Origin of the sequence: Streptomyces sp. NPDC091371, from assembly GCF_040684275.1 — a bacterium.
Lineage (GTDB): Bacteria > Actinomycetota > Actinomycetes > Streptomycetales > Streptomycetaceae > Streptomyces.
The window spans coordinates 41,923-58,945 of sequence record NZ_JBFBFP010000004.1 but is presented as its reverse complement, the minus strand read 5'-3'; the positions used below and the strand labels follow the sequence as shown (position 1 = coordinate 58,945).

The 17,023-nt window shown below is 72.7% G+C and carries 13 protein-coding genes; 6 read left to right on the top strand and 7 right to left on the bottom strand.

Annotated elements, in window-relative coordinates; all coding sequences use genetic code 11:
* Positions 1 to 30: 30 nt before the first annotated feature.
* Together AB0O21_RS07080 and AB0O21_RS07075 are read right to left on the bottom strand one after the other, a co-directional pair.
* Complete coding sequence (locus tag AB0O21_RS07080; protein ID WP_365167235.1) at positions 31 to 2,112, bottom strand: SpoIIE family protein phosphatase; 2,082 nt, start codon at positions 2,110 to 2,112, stop codon at positions 31 to 33.
* A gap of 117 nt (positions 2,113 to 2,229) precedes the next feature.
* The gene (locus AB0O21_RS07075; RefSeq protein WP_365167233.1) at positions 2,230 to 3,672 is read right to left on the bottom strand and encodes an amidohydrolase family protein; all 1,443 of its coding nucleotides are present in this window, start codon (positions 3,670 to 3,672) and stop codon (positions 2,230 to 2,232) included.
* Positions 3,673 to 3,956: 284 nt separating this feature from the next.
* On the opposite strand from AB0O21_RS07075, the gene AB0O21_RS07070 reads away from it, so the two are divergent.
* Both AB0O21_RS07070 and AB0O21_RS07065 read left to right on the top strand, forming a co-directional pair.
* Positions 3,957 to 4,526, top strand: a complete 570-nt coding sequence (locus AB0O21_RS07070) for a hypothetical protein (RefSeq protein ID WP_365167748.1) — start codon at positions 3,957 to 3,959, stop codon at positions 4,524 to 4,526.
* Positions 4,523 to 4,894, top strand: a complete 372-nt coding sequence (locus tag AB0O21_RS07065; protein WP_365167230.1) for a peptidase inhibitor family I36 protein — start codon at positions 4,523 to 4,525, stop codon at positions 4,892 to 4,894. The genes AB0O21_RS07070 and AB0O21_RS07065 overlap by 4 nt, the downstream gene beginning before the upstream one ends.
* Positions 4,895 to 4,904: 10 nt before the next feature.
* On the opposite strand, the gene AB0O21_RS07060 is transcribed toward AB0O21_RS07065, so the two are convergent.
* Together AB0O21_RS07060 and AB0O21_RS07055 are read right to left on the bottom strand one after the other, a co-directional pair.
* Positions 4,905 to 5,636 (bottom strand): SDR family oxidoreductase, encoded by a 732-nt coding sequence (locus AB0O21_RS07060; protein ID WP_365167227.1) that lies wholly within the window; start codon positions 5,634 to 5,636, stop codon positions 4,905 to 4,907.
* A gap of 160 nt (positions 5,637 to 5,796) precedes the next feature.
* On the bottom strand, positions 5,797 to 7,614 hold the full coding sequence (locus tag AB0O21_RS07055) for an IPT/TIG domain-containing protein (RefSeq protein ID WP_365167225.1): 1,818 nt from the start codon (positions 7,612 to 7,614) through the stop codon (positions 5,797 to 5,799).
* Positions 7,615 to 8,032: 418 nt separating this feature from the next.
* Between AB0O21_RS07055 and AB0O21_RS07050 the strand changes: the two genes are divergently transcribed.
* Positions 8,033 to 8,962, top strand: coding sequence for a HEAT repeat domain-containing protein (locus AB0O21_RS07050; protein WP_365167222.1), 930 nt, complete (start codon positions 8,033 to 8,035; stop codon positions 8,960 to 8,962).
* A 213-nt stretch (positions 8,963 to 9,175) separates the two neighbouring features.
* Positions 9,176 to 9,919 carry a hypothetical protein gene (locus AB0O21_RS07045; RefSeq protein WP_365167220.1) on the top strand — a complete coding sequence of 248 codons (744 nt, stop codon included), beginning with the start codon at positions 9,176 to 9,178 and terminating at the stop codon, positions 9,917 to 9,919.
* Positions 9,920 to 9,927: 8 nt separating this feature from the next.
* On the opposite strand, the gene AB0O21_RS07040 is transcribed toward AB0O21_RS07045, so the two are convergent.
* The 3 genes from AB0O21_RS07040 to AB0O21_RS07030 all read right to left on the bottom strand — a co-directional run bounded on the left by AB0O21_RS07040 (position 9,928) and on the right by AB0O21_RS07030 (position 14,207).
* Positions 9,928 to 11,112, bottom strand: a complete 1,185-nt coding sequence (locus AB0O21_RS07040) for a hypothetical protein (RefSeq protein ID WP_365167217.1) — start codon at positions 11,110 to 11,112, stop codon at positions 9,928 to 9,930.
* Positions 11,113 to 11,115: 3 nt separating this feature from the next.
* Positions 11,116 to 13,170, bottom strand: coding sequence for a DUF6232 family protein (locus AB0O21_RS07035; RefSeq protein WP_365167215.1), 2,055 nt, complete (start codon positions 13,168 to 13,170; stop codon positions 11,116 to 11,118).
* A 101-nt stretch (positions 13,171 to 13,271) separates the two neighbouring features.
* A complete protein-coding gene (locus AB0O21_RS07030) occupies positions 13,272 to 14,207 on the bottom strand; it encodes a hypothetical protein (RefSeq protein WP_365167213.1) in 936 nt (311 codons plus the stop codon).
* Positions 14,208 to 14,629: 422 nt separating this feature from the next.
* On the opposite strand from AB0O21_RS07030, the gene AB0O21_RS07025 reads away from it, so the two are divergent.
* A complete protein-coding gene (locus AB0O21_RS07025) occupies positions 14,630 to 15,145 on the top strand; it encodes a sigma-70 family RNA polymerase sigma factor (RefSeq protein ID WP_365167211.1) in 516 nt (171 codons plus the stop codon).
* On the top strand, positions 15,142 to 17,007 hold the full coding sequence (locus AB0O21_RS07020) for a hypothetical protein (RefSeq protein ID WP_365167209.1): 1,866 nt from the start codon (positions 15,142 to 15,144) through the stop codon (positions 17,005 to 17,007). Before AB0O21_RS07025 ends, AB0O21_RS07020 begins: the two co-directional genes overlap by 4 nt.
* The last annotated feature ends 16 nt before the right edge of the window (positions 17,008 to 17,023 follow it).

Below are 17,023 nucleotides of genomic sequence, written 5' to 3'. Positions count from 1 at the left end.
GTGCCCATCTCGTCCGCCGGTCCCGCTGTCCTAGTCCGAGTATCGGTCAATGGTGTTGATACGGGCGATGAGGAGGGCGATGTCGTCGTCGGCGGAGCCGGGCACGAGGTGGGTGAGCAGGCTGTCGCACAGGGCGGACAGGGACGGGGCGGGTCGGGCGAGCAGATCGGTCAGCTCGGCGAGGCGCTCGTCGATGTCGCTGCCGCGGGCCTCGATGAGTCCGTCGGTGTACAGGACGAGGAGGCTGCCCGGCGGCAGGGTGAGGTCGGTGGTGGTGAACCGGGTACCGCCGACGCCCAGCGGGGCGCCGGGCGGCACGTCGAGGAGGCGGGCTTCGCCGTCCGGGGTGACGGTCACGGGCGGCGGGTGGCCGGCGCGGGTGATGCGGCAGTGCCCGGTGGCCGGATCGACCACGACCGAGAGGAACGTGGCGAGCATGGGCTCCGCCAGGTCGTCCAAGGCCGCCTCCAACTGGTACAGCAGCTCGTCGGGCGCGAGATCGAGGCGGGCGAGTGCCCTGACGCTGGCGGAGAGCCGTCCCATCACCGCCGCGGCCGCGGTGCCGTGGCCCATCACGTCTCCGATGACGAGCGCGGCCCTGCCGCCGTTCAGGGGGACGACGTCGTACCAGTCGCCTCCGACCTCGTTGACGTCGCTGGCGGGCAGGTAGCGGTGCGCGACCTCGATCCCCGGCGGCGGGGTGATGTGCTGGGGCAGCATGCTGCGCTGCAGAACGGCGGCGGTGTCGTGCTCGCGGTGGTAGAGGCGGGCGTTGTCCAGGCACACCGCGGCCCGGGCGGCCAGCTCCCCGGCCAGTGTGACCTCGTCCTCGGTGAACGGTCCTATGGGCCGGGTGCGGTAGAAGGTGGCCAGCCCCAGCACCACACCGCGGGCCGGCAACGGGGTCATCATGAGCGAGTGCACCCCCCGCTCGAGAAGCCGCGCGGGCGCCGTCGAGTGCCGGGCCGCCGGGGCGATGGCCTGTTCGTCGAGCTCCGCGATGACGAACGGCCGGCGTGCGGCGAGGGCCTGCGTGTAGGGGGCGCCCGCCGGGAAGGCCAGCGTGCGCCCGAGCGGGGCGAGGATGGAGGTGACGGGCGATCCGGTCAGTGGTGCCTTGCCCAGGCGGAGCAGCGTGGCACCGCCGACGAGGCCGGAGCCGAGGTCGCCCCCGGAGGCCAGGGTCTCCAGGACGTCGACGGTGACGGCGTCCGCCAGGTCGGGCACGGCGACGTCGGCGAGTTCCTGGGCGGTGCGTTCCAGGTCCAGGCTGGTGCCGATCTTGGCGCTGGCCTCGTTGATGAGGGCGAGGTGACGGCGTCCGGCTTCGGCGGCGAGCTGGGCCTGCTGCGATGCGGTGATGTCGATGAGGGTCGCCGTCAGGCCGATGGGGCGGCCGTCCGCGTCCTCGATCCGCACGTAGGAGCCCGACCACACGTGGTCGTGGTCCGGGTCGGCCGGGGTACGGCCGGTGCGGCGGGAGTCCAGGGCGGGTTCCCCGCTCTCGAGTACCTGCCGCATGGACTGCTCCATGTACGCGGCGTTCACGTCGGGCAGTATCTCCACCAGGCGGCGTCCGACGTGCGCCGCCTCGGGCAGGCCGTTCATCGCCTCCAGTGCCGGGTTGACGCGCAGGAACCGCAGTTGCGTGTCCAGTACCGCGATGCCGACAGGGGAGCGGGAGAACAGTCCGTCCCACACCGCCGACGAGCCGCGGATCCGGCGTGCCGCGCGGGCTTCGGCGGCGAACACCAGCACGGTGGTGCCGCCCCGGTGCCGGGCGGGCACCGGGCACGCCCAGATCTCCAGCTCCAGCGGACGTTCGTCGCGGTGCCAGGCGGTCACCGTCCCCATCACTCCGCGGCCGGTCGCCGCGCTCTCCCACAGCGACCGGCCGAGGCTGCGGTCCGCGCCGGGATGCAGCAGGTCGGCGATGTGGCGGCCGAGCACCTCGTGGGGGGTGTAGCCGAGGAGGTCCTGCGCGGCGTGGTCCCACCGGACGATCGTCCCGTCCCCGCTCGTGGCCACCACCGCGACGGGCAGGGCGCCCAGCCACCCGCCCGCGTCCCGGGCTGCGCTGGTGGTCACTTCGTCGAAGGGCACCTGCTCCATCGCTGCCGCGCTTCCGATGAGGATTCCTGCACGACCGTCGTCCTCTCCAGTATGGGCGTGCATCCCTGACCTGCGCGGCTGGAGCCGGTCCGCCCCGCCGGACCCCGGGGGTTCCGGTCAGGCGGCCCGGATGCGGGTGGCGGCGGCTTCGGCCTCGTGGACGACGCGGGCGGTGTCGACGTCGACGAGGCGGCCGTCGAGTTTCAGCGGCCGGCCGTCGACGTACACGGCATCGATGTTCTCCGGGCGTCCGTTGAAGACGATCTGGCCGACCCAGTCGAAACGGGGTGCGAAGTTGAGGGCGGCCGGGTCGAGGACGACGAGGTCGGCCCTTTTGCCGGGGGTGAGCGAGCCCACCCGGTCGGCGATGCCGAGGGCTTCCGCGCCGCCCAGCGTGGCCATCCGCAGGACGTCCTCGACCTGGGGGAAGACCCCGGCGTCCGTGGAGCGGGCGCGCTGGAGGCCGATGGCGGTCTTCATCAGGGCATGGAAGTCCGAGGTGTCGTTGGTTCCGCCGTCCAGGCCGAGACCGACCTTGACGCCCCGTTGGCGGAAGCGGGGCAGCGGCATGATGCCGGAGGCCAGGCGCATGTTGCTGAGCGGGCAGTGGACGGCCCGCGCGTCGTGGGCGGCGACCGCGGCGATCTCGTCCTCCGTGAGGTGGATCGCGTGGTTGAGCAGGAGGCGCGGGCCCAGGGCGCCGATGTCGGCGAGGACGCCCAGCGGGTCGTCAGCCCGCTGTTCGGGGCGTTCGAGGACGTGGGAGTTGAGCATGACGCCCAGCCCCTGGGCGGTTTCCCAGTGCGCGTGGTTGAGGTGGCGGACGGAGCGCGCCGCGTGGGTGGCGACCTGGAAGGAGCCCAGCGGCAGCGGGTCCACGAGTTCCCGCTTCACCCGGGCGACCAGCTCCCCGTCGGGCTTGGGCGGGTACATCGCGTAGGTGAACCGGACACCGGTGCCGGCCAGGGCCCTTACGTAGCTCTCGACCAGGTCGTACGCGAAGATGTCCACCCAGTCGACCAGGGTCGTCACCCCGGCCTGCACGGCGTCGAGGGCGGCGAGGCGGACGAAGCTGTGCAGGCCGGCGGGGGTCAGCCGGCCGCGCTGCGCGTCGGTACACCGCTGGAACCAGCCGAAGAGGTTGCCGTCCGTACAGCCGCCTCGGATGGCGGACTGCCACAGGTGGGTGTGCGCGTCCACGAAGCCCGGCATCACGAGCTTCCCGGACACGTCCTGGGTCCAGGTGCCGATAGGGGCCTGGAGGTTCCGGCCGACGGCGGCGACCGCACCGCCCCGGATCAGCACATCGGCATTGTCCAGGGCGCCCAGCGGGCCGGGCCCGACGGCCGGGTCCATGGTGAGCACCAGAGCCGCCCCGCGCAGCAGGACCGTGCGGGAACCGGAGTCGTGCGGGGCGGCGGCGTCGGGGCGGGCCGCCGCCGCAGTCGTTGTACGAGGGGTTGCGCCGAGCAGGAGCGGTGCGGAGGCGGCCAGCCCGAGGCCGGCGAGGAGGTTGCGGCGGCTGGGGGCCTGGGGCGTGGTGGGGACTGCTGACTGCATGGCGTAGTACCTCCCGAGGAGAATGACGGAAGGCCCGCCCGGGCAGCGCTGTGACGCAGCGTCAGCCGGTGGCGGGAGGTTACACGTAACATGCCCAGCGAGCGGGATCCCGATAGCCGTTGGTGGAATTTCTTTTCCGCGGAAGTCGTGTGGATGTCGTGTGGACGCCGTCCCCCGACCCGGCACGCCGCAACGTTTCTCCGGGTGAAACGCGCACCCAGTCGGGTGAGCCGGAGCACCCTGCCCTGTCGCGCGGGGCGCTCCGGCGACTAGACAGCGTGCTTGTGATCAAGGAACTGCCCACAGCCCGGACGCGCCGCTTACGCCCGGCCGGACGGCGACCGGCCGCCGTCGCCCTGGCCTGCGCGCTCCTGACGGGCTGCGCCGCCGGAGGCGCGGGTCCGGCCGCCGGCGACCCGGACGAGCTGGTCAAGGCAGCCGTCCAGCGCCTCACCGACACGTGCCTCATCCGCCAGGGCCTCGTCCCGCCGCGCAGCACGCCGGGCCGTCCGTCGGGCACCGGCGACGGGCGGGTCAGCGCGGCCCTGTTCGGTACGGGCCCCGCGGAACTCTCCCTCGCCCTGCCCACCGGCCACGTCGTACGCGCCCACACCGACGGCTGCCTGGCCGCCGCCCAGCAGCGCCTCTACGGGGACCAGCCCGGCTGGTTCCGCGCCTCGGTCGTCGTCAACAACCTCCGGCCCGAGGCGGACCACACCCACCGGGACCTCGCCGAGGTCCGGGCCCGCCACCGCGCCGAGATCGCCGACTGGCAGCGGCTGCGCGCCCACGCCGTCACCGAAGCCACCACCGTTCTCAAAACCCCACCACCGAAGGGAAACCCACCCGCATGAAGCGCTTCACCACCCTCCTCGCGACCGCTCTGATCACCTCGGCCGCGATCCTCGCCACCTCGGCGGGCGCCGAGGCGGCGGACTGCCGCAGCGGCTACTTCTGCGTCTGGGCGGACGCGAACTTCGACGGAATGAAGATCGAGCACAGCGGCGACGACCACTGGTGGGAGGGCGACATGTCCAATGTCGACTCCTCCTGGGCCAACCACGGCGTCTCCGGCCCCGGCGTACCGGACCACGTCAAGGTCTACGACGGCCGCGAGCTGACCGGCGGGGTCACCCTCTGCCTGGCCCCCGGACAGGAGGTCGGCTACCACGCGGGTGCCAACGACCGGGGCAGCTCCCACACCTGGTCCACCGGCTGCTGACGCCTCCCGGTCAGACCTGGCGGGCGCCGCCGTCCACGAAGAGTTCGATCCCGGTGATGTAGCTGCTCTCGTGCGAGGCGAGGAACAGCGCGGCGGCGGCCACCTCCTCGGGGCGGCCGGGGCGCCCGAGCGGAACGCGGCCCGTCGCCTCCTCGATGACCCCGGCGGGGGCCTGGGCCAAGGACGGGGTGGCGATCGGGCCGGGGCTGAGGGTGTTGACGCGGATTCCGCGGCCGGCCAGTTCCAGGGCCATGCTGCGGGCCATCGAACGGACGGCGGCCTTCGTCGCGGCGTAGACGCCGAAGCGCCTGGAGCCGGCGGAGCCCGAGGCCGAGCCGAGCAGGATGATCGAGCCGCCGTCCTCGAACAGGGGCAGAGCCCCCTGGACCGTGAAGAAGGCGGCCTTGAAGTTCAGGTCCGATGTCTGGTCGAACTGCTCCTGCGTGAGATCGGCGAGTCCGGCCGGCCGACTGCCTCCGGCGTTGGCCACCAGGACGTCCAGGGGGCTGCCCGCGGCCTCCACCGCCGCGTAGAGGCGGGCGAGGTCGTCCTCCCGGGTCACGTCACCCGGGACGGCGGTCACCGAGCTGCCCAATGCGGCGGCGGCCGCGGCGAGTTCCGCCTCCCGCCGGCCGGTGAGGAACACCCGGGCGCCCTCCCGGACGAAGCGGTCGGCTATCGCGAGGCCGATGCCGGACGAACCGCCCGTGACCACCGCGACCTTGCCGTCGAGCTGTCCCATGTGTCCTCCGCACGGTGGGGGCCCCGGACCCCGAGCGGGCGGGGGTGCGCCGAGGGTCGATCAGCGGCCGGACAAAGTCAAGGAATCTCCGGGCACACCCCCAACGGCCGCGGCCCCGCGAACCGGTGGGCTCGCGGGGCCGCGGGGGACTGTCCGGGGATCAGGGACAGGTGGCCAGGAGGACGGAGACGACCGTACAGGTGGCGGTCGCGCTGTCGTTGAGCGTGTTGGGGTCGGCCGGAGCGGACACCGTCCGGGTGGCGGTGACCGAGACGCGGCCCAGCGAGAGCAGGCTCAGCGGTACCCGGAACGTCTTGGCCGAAGCGGCGCCGTTGGCGATGGTGCCGTAGACGCAGGTGACGGTGGCCCCGAGGGCGGTGCACCCCGGAGACAGGGCCGTCGCGGACGAGCCCGGCGGCAGTGTCGCGGTGAGCGCGGCCGAAGTGACCGCACCGGGGCCGGTGTTGTGGGCGGTCAGGGTGTAGGTGAGGTACGGGACGAGGAGGCTCAGCCCCGGCTGCGCGGTCAGGTCCACGTCGATGTCGGCGGGCGGGAGCTGGTACGTGTACCGGCCCGCGCCGACCGCGGCGCTGGTGCCGCCGGGCGTGGTGACCTGCACGTCGACGGGGCCGGCGGCGTGTGCGGGCGCGGTGGCCGTACACGTGGTCGCGGTGCAGGACAGGCCGCCGGCCGGGTTGCCGGGGCCGAAGGTCAGCGAGGTGGCGCCGCCGAGGCCGGTGCCGTTGACGGTGACGACGGTCCCGCCGTCCGTGGTGCCCGCGGACGGGCTGAGCGAGGTCAACACCGGTACGGGGATGTAGGTGTAGCGGTCGGCGGGGGACACCGCGCTGGTGCCGCCGGGGGTGGTGGCCCGTACGTCCACACTGCCGGTTCCGGCCGGTGCGGCGGCGGTGCAGGAGGTCGGGGTGCAGGAGACGCCGGTGGCGGGGTTGTCCGCGCCGAAGGTGATGGCGGCGCCCGCCAGATTCGTGCCGGTGACCGTCACCACGGTGCCGCCCGCGGCGAGTCCGCTGTCCGGGCTGATGGCGGTGACCGTGGGCGCGTCGCGGTGGAAGGCGAAAACGATCCGGCCGTCTCCGGCGTTGGCTCCGTCGGTCAGGGTGACCGGTGACCCGGGAACCGTGCCGGAGACCAGGCTGGACCCGCCGCCTCCGCCACCGCCCCCGCCCCCGGTGGTTCCGTACCTGCCGCCGGCTCCGCCCCGGCCTCCGCCGCCGTACCCGGCTCCGCCGCGCCCGCCGGCGCCGGTCGGACTGAAGACGCCCTGCGCGGCGGAGCCGCCGGAGCCGTTCGGGTAGGCGCCGGGGGAGCCGGCCGCGCCGTCGTTGTCCGCGCCGGGCCCTCCGGTCCCCGCCGCCCCGCCGGAGGTGTCGGTGCCCGGGCCGCCGCCCGTACCGCCCTGAGCGTCCGGGACCAGTCCGTTGCCGTCGGCGCCCGCACTGCCGCTGTCGCCGCCGGCCGCTCCCGGGTAGGCCGGGGAGCCGATCCCGGGGCCGCCCGCGCCGCCGCCCGAACCCGCCGTCAGGAGGGGGGTGTTGGTGGCCGTGGTCACCACGACGAGGGCGCCGCCGGACCCGGGTGCGCCGAACTGCAGGTTCGCGGTGGCATGGGCGCCGCGCCTGCCGACGGTGACGTTGAACGTCTGCCCGGGAGTCGCGGGGACGTTCGCCACGAGGTGCGCTCCCTTGCCGCCCGGTGTGCCGTCGGAGGCGTTCCCGCCTCCGGCGCCGTCGAGGGTGACCACGGCGCCGGCCATCCCGTCGGGCACGGTGAGGCTTCCGGAACCCCCCGCCGTACAGGTGATCGTGGTGACGGCATCCGCCACGACCGGGGCGGCGCACACCCCTTCCGCCGCCGCCGGCACCGCCAGAACCGTCAGGCAGCCCGCGGCCAGCGCGGACGACGCGGCCACCGCCAGCAGCCGGTTGTGCCACCGGGATCTCGGTCTGCCTAACACGGCAGTCGATGACATCGAAGTGTCCCCCTCTCGTCTCCGCCCGGCGGCGGCCGGAGACGAAGACCCCTGGGAAGCCGCCGCCGGACGCTCCGGCACGAAGAACCGGAGCGCCGTTCCCCACGGCGCCGCCGACCCTTCGCCGGTATCGGGGACCGGTCGCGGGAGCGACGGCCCGGTGATACCGGCGGAAGCATCGCAGCGGCTGACGTGCGGCGGGCGCGAAACGCCGGATCGCCGCATCGGCCCTGCCGAAAACGCGGAACGACCGGCCCAGGCCTCCGGAACGTGCTACTGCTGCGCACTGGGTGCGGGGCTCCCTGACGAAGCGCGCTTCTCCCGAGAGGAGAGACGGGCCAGATCACCGATCGTGGACTATGCTCGCGGCTCGAACCATCTCTCGGCATGAGAAGAAGTACCGGTGGACAACAGGATCACCCGGATCCGAACCAAGCTCGCCCTGCTCCCGGACACGGAAAAGGCCGCACTCGGCCCCGTGCTCACCGAGGCACAGATCTCGGAGTTCGAGGACCGCCACGGGGTCCGGCTGCCCGAGGAGTTCCGCCAGTTCCTCACCCGGATCGGCCACGGCGGATACGGCCCCACGTACGGGCTGCTGCCGATGGAGCGGTGGGTCCGGCGGGCCGGCGCGGGACAGCTCGCCCAACCGTTCCCGATCGTCCCCGACCTGGACGTGCCCACAGGTCCCGATGACCGAGGCGAGCTCACGGGCTCCTTCCCCGGCACGATCACGGTCGTCTACCGGGGCTGCACCGACTACACCCTGCTCGTCGTCACGGGCCCGGGCCGCGGGCGCCTGGTCGAAGTCAACGCCGAGGGGTTCTTCGCTCCCCGCTTCCACGCCGACTCCGACTTCCTGTCCTGGTACGAGCGCTGGCTCGACTTCACCCTGACCGGACACCGCGACCTCAACCGGTTCGCCGACCAGATGGCCGGCGGCGAAGACCAGCTCGTGGCCACCCTCCTGCACGACGAACTGCCCACGAGGCGCCGAGCCGCCGCCTACACCTTCATCACCCACCCCGCCCTGAGCGCCCACCTGCCCGGCACACTGCTGCGGGCGCTGACCGCGGAGCCGCACCCCGCCGTCAGGGAAACGATCCTCCGCGCACTCGCCGCCCAGGGCGAAGGCGGCCGGGATCTGCTCGCCACGGCACTGGCCGATCCGGTCCCCGAAGTCCGCTCCCTCGCAGCCATCCTGATGACGACGCACACTCCGCAGGGGTGGGGCCTGCCTGCCCGGCGTCGCGAGGCCCTGACCCGGCACCTGGCGGACGAGACGGACGACTCGGTACGCGACGCCATCCACAGGGCGCTCAACCTGACCTGACGGCCGGTCCCACGATCGAGGCCGACGCCATACTGCCCGGCACACGTCCCGCCCTGGCCCCTGCGTCGGCAGGCCGGTGAACCGTGCCCGTCGCTCGACCGTAGAAGTCAGCGACGCCTGACTTCCGGTTTCCGCGGTCCCTGGGGGCGGCGTCAGCGAAAGCAACGAGCCCGGCCGGCTGCCGCCGGCGTCGTTCGCCCCATGGAGACTCCCATGCGCCTGCTTCCGTCCCACCGCCCGATCCCGCTCACCCGGACCTCGGCCGACCCCGTCACCTTCCTCATGGTGTCCCCGACCCACTGGAACGGAGTTCGTACGCCCGACGGGGCGCTGCGCGCGGACGCTCTCGTCCTGGATCTGACGGGCGGTGGCGACGGCGCCCCGGCAGGGGTGCCCGACGTGGTCGTGCTGCCCGGGCGGCCGTGCTGGGCGCTGGTCCGCAGGCCCTCGGACAGTGCCGGGGCCGAAGCCGCGCTGCGCAGCCTGGCCGGCGTGTTCGACGGGCTGATGGTCACGTGCGTGGCAGGAACGGAGCACCTCGACCAGGTCGCCGAACTGTGCCCGGGCACCCCGCTGATGCCGGTCATCGACAGCACCGAAGCGCTGCGCCGGGCGCCGTCGCTGGCACGCCACCCGGCCGTCGTGAGGCTCGGCTTCACCAGTCGTCATGCCTGCCAGGACTTCACGGACGGCATGCTGGGTGAGCAGAGCACGGCCGCTTGGGTCTACAGGATCATCGCCGCGGCCTCGACGGCCGCGGACCTGCCCGGCCCGGTCGGCGGGATCTGCCCGGGTCCGCAGGACCGTGTGGCGGTCGTGGGCGAAGCGATCCGGACGGCGGGCGCGGGCTTCACCGGATATTGCGTGACCCAGCCGGAACATCTGGCGGACGCAGCGGCCGCCCTGGCCTCGGCCGGCCGCGCCCGAATCGGGAGCCAGGGTGCGCGCCGTACCTGACGTGCTGCTCAGTGGGCCTGATCCGGCCTTCCCCGGCGCATGACGTCGCCGATGACCGAGGCGACGTAGGGGAGCTCCCAGTACGCGGAGTGGGTCCACATGCCGGTGCTGGCATGGTGACGCACGGGCAGGTCTGTCGGAGCAGTGCCGTCGTGCAACCGGAACACCTTGGAAGCGGCGAAGGCCAGCATGTCCAGCGGCTCCCACAGATTGGTCCAGCGGTTCAGGGAAGCGGGCAGCCGCACGGGCATGCTGCCTCCATACGGAGTCAGCTGCCCCCCTCGGGGATCGCACACGTGGAAGAAGGCCGACTGGGAGCCGAACGTGATCAGCGACTCGGTCCACAAGGGCACGGTGGCGGTGGCCATGTCGACGGCGATGACACCGCCCAGGCTGTGCCCCACGATGTGCACGGGCCGGGAGGGGCTGCGCCCGAGGCCGGGGTCCACCTCGTCGATGACCTGGCGTACGCGGGCGTGGACGGCCGCCTGGTGGCGCTGGTAGACGAGCACGTCGCCGAGGAAGCGCATGACGTCGGACCCGAACCGGTTTCGCACGGCGTGATTCAGCCGGCCGCCCACCGCCTGGGCGCTTGCGCCCGCGATACGGTCGAGATCGTTGAGCCGACGCCGTACCAGGGAGCGGAGACGGTCGCGGCGGTCGGCCTTCCCACCGCGCAGTCCGTGGTAGGAGTCGTCCCCGTCGGGATCGAGCTCCTCCAGGAGCCACCGCGCCAGGGCGCCCCCGGTCTCGCGCAGCAACTGCGGGTCGTCGGTGCGACGGAGCCACTCCGTGTCGGCCCACGCCTCCCTCACGTACTCGAGGATCTCATCGGGGTCGAGCTCGTGGTGGCCGCCGTCCCGCAGCCCCTCGTCCTGCTCCTCCAGCTGAGCGCGTACGGCGGCGTCGACCTGCGCCAGCTGCCGCTGTTCGTCGGTCGTTCCGGTGAGCACGGAAGCGGCGAGGTCCTCGGCCCCGACGGGGTCCGGTCCCGCGCCGTCGCGCAAGGTGTCCGGATCCGTCCGGTGGGTGGGCAGCGCGGCGGCGATGAACTGGTCCCGTGCACCCAGGTCGCCCCAGTGGACCGGCACCATGTCGACCTCGGCCGCCGCGGCGAGCGTGGCTACGGTCGCGGTGAACTCGTCCCGGTCGCGGTTGGCGACGCCGTGGATGACGAAGACCGGATCGTTCATGTGTCACTCCTCCGATGCGGTGATGTGCGCTGTCGCGGCCGGGCTGCCGTACACGGCGTACGCCAGCCACGTCGGATCGCCTCCGTGCAGGTCGCGGATGGCCTGCCGGGCCGCGAGCGAAGCCTGGCCGAGCTGCTGCCCGTGGGCGAACAACTGGTCGTAGAAGGTTTCGGCGAACTGCAAGGCGGATTGCGAACGCACGGGCCACAGGGTGCCTATGAAGGCGCCCGCTCCCGCCTTGAGGAACTGGGGCGCCCACCCGAGGCTCTCGCCGAACCAGTCGATCTCCCCGGCGCTTCGGCAGGCGTTGAAGAACACGAGGGGCCGATGCGGGCGCAGAGTGCGCAACTGTGCCGCCGACGCCAGGTCGATGGGGTCGAAGGGCCCGTCGGCCATGGACACGCACGAGCCGGATCCGGTGAAGGCGTTGTGACAGGCGAAGTGGATCAGGCCCGCCGGCCCGCCCTCGATCAGTGCGGTCAACGCCGCGCGCTCGGTCAGCACGCCGATGTCGGCCACGTCCTTCCCCAACTTGGCGCGCAGAGAGTCCACTTCATCCCAGGCATCGGGAGGGGAACCCGGCGGGACCACGAACGCCGCGCCCGGCAAACCGATGCTGCGGACTCGGTCCTGCCCCAACACCCGGCGCACCACCGGGAGCCACTCGGCCAGGAAACCCCGGTCCTCCCACCCCCCGTTCAACGGATACAGCAGTTCCCAGGGGACGATGTCGTGCTCCCCGAGAACGGTGAACGCCGTGACACGGTCGGCTTCGTCCCAGAACTGCCTCTGTACGGCCTGGGGCACTGCGGATGTCCAGAGCTGTACGCCGTGATTGCGCAGCCGGCCGCGCAGGCGCGGCGCATCCCCGCCGGAGCCGCCCGTCGCGGCGTCCTTCGCCGCCCGCCTCAGTTCGGCGTAGATCTGCTCCGTGGCCTTGCGGGGGTCCCCGCCCCGGAAGTGGAAGGTCTCCGGCGCGTAGAAGGTCTCACCGATCAACTGGAAACTGAATGTGCCTGCCGCTTCGTCCTTCAGGACCTGGAGCGTGACCTCACCGGGATCGAACGCCATCGACGGCAGCGGCGCATGGTGCCGAGGACCGTCTCTCGTGACGCTGCCGACTTCCACCGAGATCTGACAGGACACCTCGCCGAGGAACGTGCCGCCCCGGAAGGCCCGGACGGTCACCTGGTGCAGCCCCGGAGTCGGGGCCTTCAAGCGGAAGCGCAGTACGTCCGAGTCCCGGCCGGGCATGACGTGCAGTTCCTGCTGCAACTCGTCGATCACCACGAGGCCGGGCGCGTGAATGGTGATCACCACCCGGGCCCCGTCACGCGGATGGATGAGGAAGGGGCGCAGCCGCACGCCCCGTTTGCTGCCGTGGATGATCTGCACGTGCAGGGGTACTTCCCGACCGGGCGAGGTCTGCTCGGCCAACTCCACTACCAGGGACCGCTGTTCCCTCGAGAGCCCGGCGTCGGAGTCCGTACCGGGGGGCGCCGGTGGTAATCGGGAGTCCTCGTCCGCCGAGGTCGGTGTGGGCGGCGCAGTGCCGGCCTCCGGCTCCTTCGGCCAATCCGGCCTTGCACCGGCCACCCATGCCGGTGTGCCGGGGCTGTCCCCGCCGACGATCCCGGATCCGTGCTGTACGCGGGGGTACCCCGGCCGGGCGTGGCGCACTTCGTAGGTCATCTGAGCGGCATCCGGGTGGCTCATCGCCTTGGTGATCTCGAGGACGAGCTGCTGGATCTCCCGGCTGTCCGTGGACCACACCACGTCGTGCGGAGTGCCGAAGTTGCTGAGGATCAGACCGTGCAAGGCCGGTTTGCGGATGGTTGCGATGAGCTGCCGGACCAGCAGTACCTCCGCGGCGATCGGGATGAGCGTCCAGACGGCTCCGACCGAAGCCGCCAGACCTCCGCCGACTGCCAGGCAGATGAGTGTGCGTGAGATGAATCTTCTCCATACCGCGCGTTTGTCGACCTCCACTACGCCGGTTCCGACATGGGAGATGCTCTGCAGGGGGTACACCTCGTGCCCCACCTGCAGCAGACCCATATCCACTCGTACCTGGACTGTGTGGTGACGGGGTTTCACCGTCCGACTCCTCTACTCGGTGCGGGCGGCGACTACGATGGCGCATCGGCGGCGCCGGTCGCTCATACCGTGAACCGCACGGCTTCCAGCCAGAGGGCGTTGTCGAGGGTGCCGCCGAAGATGAACTGCTCGGGCCGCTGGTCGCGCGGGTCGTGGCAGGCCAGTCCGCCCCAGCCGTGGTTGCGGACGTGCGCGTTCTGGCAGATCGAGCCGTTGCCGACGTTGATGACGAAGCCCAGCATGTACGGGTAGTCCTTCGCGGTGCCCCCGATGTACATGTCGATGCCGTCGGCCGCGCTGCTCCACGGGGTCTTCCACTCCTCGCGGTACACGAAGGCGTTGGCAGCCGTGCCCTTCGTGCCGGACACCGCGATGTTGAGGGCCTTGATCCGCTTGCTCTGTCCCTCGGTGCCGGCCGTGGCGCCGTCGCACACCGTCTTCTGCCAGCCGATGCCCTCGACGAAGGCCCGGTAGCAGATGTGCCGCCCGGATGTCTTTGCGGCGAGTCGCGCGACCGTGCCCGCCGCGGTTTCCGGCGCCTGGGGGAGAGGCGCCTCGGAGGCCGGGGCTGCGGTGCGGCCCGCGGCCGGCGTGGCTCGCGGCGGTGCGGGGGCGGGCGGCGGCGGAACGGCCGGGGGTTGCCCGGTCGTCGGCTCGACCTTCGGTGTGACCTCCGCCGCGGCCTCCTTGGTGGGGGCCTGGGGGGTAGGGGAAGGAGAAGGGGGCTGTGTGCGCGGCGAGGGGGACTGCGGGGCCGCGGGTATCTCGCGTACGGCGGCGGTCTCGTGCGCGGTACCGAAGTCGAGGGCACCGGTCCCGGCCAGCGAGGCGAGGAGGAAGACGGGCACGGAGACCGCGACCGTCCAGCCCAACGTGGTCCAGACGCGGCGTCCCGGTGTCAGGCCGCGAGGTGCGCGAACGGGCCGGCGGCGGAAGGCGTCGGTGAAACTCTGCTCGGGGGGTTCGGGTTGCGACGGTGTCCTTGGCTGCGGGGTCATGGATCCTGAGGCTCCATTCGGTTGGTCACGGTGGAGACTGATCGTCGATCTGCGCTGGGCGGCGGGGTCGGGCGCGGTGGCTCCGCGGCCCCGCCACGGCTGGTGCTCCGTCGTGATCGGGTTCATCCGACGAATGGTGCGGTCAACGGCGGACCATGGCGCCAGGGTAACCGCTGACACCCGATGGCCGCGGCGTCTCGGCGTCCTGCTCGGTGATCACCCGTGGCAAGAGTGACCAAACCCGCCCAACGCCCCCTGACCTGGCATGTGCCATTTCGGCCTTCGCGAAGATCTGAGCTTTTCCTAAGCCCGAACATCCGATTTCTGTTCTATGTTGACCGCGTGTCACCGGGCAACTGGTCTCCGTACAAGGGGACTTCAGGGTGCCGCTTCGCTGTCTTCCAATGGATTGTGGGGCAAAGATGACGGAAGCTCGCGGTACATCGGGTTCTCCTCCGTCCACGCTGGCGGCCGAGCGCCATCGGGCCTTGCTGATGAGGTACGCCAGCCGGCTGACCGACGGGGACCGCTGCCGGGCCGAGGACATCGTTCAGGAGACCCTTCTGCGGGCCTGGAAGAAGGCACCGGTCACCGGACCGGGTGACGACGAACGGCTGCTCGCCTGGCTCTACACCGTGGCCCGCAACCTGTCCATCGACATGCACCGCCGGGACCGCTCGGTGCCGATGGGGGCCGTGCCGCCGCAGTTGCTCAACCGCGCCGCGGACGGGGACCTCGCGGAACAGGTGGTGAACCGGCAGGTGGTCCACGAAGCGCTGACCGGGCTCTCGGACGACCACCGGGAGGTCATCGTCCGGATCCACCTGTGCGACGGGTCCGGCGGCGAGACCGCACGGCAGATCGGCGTCTCTCCGGGGACCGTCAAGTCCCGTACGTATTACGCCCTGCGCGCCCTGAGACGGGAACTGGCGGCGTGAACACCATCGATCCGGTCAGATGGATCCTCGATCACCGCGCGGTGATCGTGCAATGGACCGTCGTGACCGGTGCGGCGCTCCTGATCTTCCTGCTGGTCCGGTACTTCGTCATGAAGAAGCTGGGTGGCTGGCGGGCGGCGTGGCGCAGGCTCATGCGGGAACTGGCGGTCACCGCAGCGGCGTTCGCCTCGCCGGTACGCGCATGGCTGCGCTACCGGAGGGTGCTGCGGATGCTCGTCCGGCGCCTCGGCGACCCGGAGAGCTGGCGCGACGCCGAACGGGCCCTGGCCGTCGCCCGGCTCGCGGCCGCGCCGGCCCGGCCGTACGCCGCGCTCGTCGACGACGGCCATGTCACCGTGCTGCTGGCCGGGCGCCGGCTGCCGGTGCCGCCGGAGCCGTGGGAAGCCGACGAGGAAGCCCCCGGGGAGTGGACCGTCCCCCGGTCCGAGCTGCCCGCGGTGGTCCCCGAGGCGGGCCTCAACCGGCCGGTCATCGTGGCGATCGGAGCCGAGGACGCGCCGTCCGAATGCTGCGCCTTCCTGGACACGGCATCGGGGCCTCCGGTCCTCGCGCTGGACGGCGACCGGCGGGCCGCCGCGGCGCTGCTGCCCGCACTGGCCGCGCAACTGGGCGTGCGGCTGCCGAGCGGCCAGGTGATCGTGGCCGATGGAGTGCTCCGCGGCTTCCCCGCCGAGCCGGTGCGCGAGGCGTACCGCACGGCGAAGGACACCCCGGCCAGGCTCGGGATCGCGCCCTTCCTGGTGGCCCCGGAACTGCCGGACCCGCTGCCGCCCGAGCTGGCGGGGCCGCCCGGGGACGTCCCGCTGATGCGGGTGATCGTACGGGGGCCGGGACGCGGCTACGTCCGGGGGCTGTACGCCGACGGGGTCGGACAACTTGCGGTGCCCGGTACGCCGTTGCTGCTGATGGCCCACGCGCTGCCGCGCGCGGTGGCCCGCACGCTGAAGCGGATTCCGCCGGTGCACCCGCCCGCGCCGACCGCCGACGGAGCCCTGGGCCTCTTCGAGGAGTTCGAGGAGGCGGACGAGGCCACGGCCGCCGGAACGGAACCGGAACTGGAACGGGACCTGGACGCGGGCGTTCCGGCGACCTCGGTCGGGGCTGCCGCCATGGGCTCAGGCGCCCGGGCCGCCCGGGAGCCGATCGGAGCCGCTCGGGGCGCTGAGTCCGTCGGGCCGGGGACCTCGCCGGCCGTCGGCCTGCTCCCGGCCGCGGAGCCGGCCGGTGACCCGGACGCGGGGGTTGCCCCGGCGCCGGCGGGCGGTCCGGACCCCGATCCGGACCCCGATCCGGGGCCGGAGCCCGGCGGTGACCCTGACAGCGGACCCGGGTCCGGCACGGGAGGGCAGCCTGATCCGGACCCGGGCACGTCGCCCGATCCAGGCAGGGACCCCGACCCGGGCACGTCGCCCGATCCAGGCAGGGACCCCGACCCGGGCACGTCGCCCGATCCGGGCACGGACCCCGACCCGGGCACGCCGCCCGATCCGGGTTCGGACCCCGACCCGGGTACGGACCCCGATTCGGAGCCCGGTACCGGGCATGCGGCGGCGGGCACCGGTGAGGTTCCGGATCACGGCAGCGCGCCTGCGACGCCCCTCATCTGGGCCGGATCCGATCCCGACCCGGGGGTGTGGACCGGGTTGGCCGGCTCCGCGCCCCGCGGCCCGGGTGCCGAATCCGGCGCGGGCGCCGGCACCGGTCCGGAGCCCGACCCGGTGCGATCGGGCCCGGCACCGGGAGCCACCGAGGCCCCGCCCGGCGCGGAGCCCGAGGGGGCGGACCCCGACGGATCCGATCCCGACGCGGGGGTGCCCACCGGACCCAGCGGTCCACGATGACGCGGCTGTAACCAGT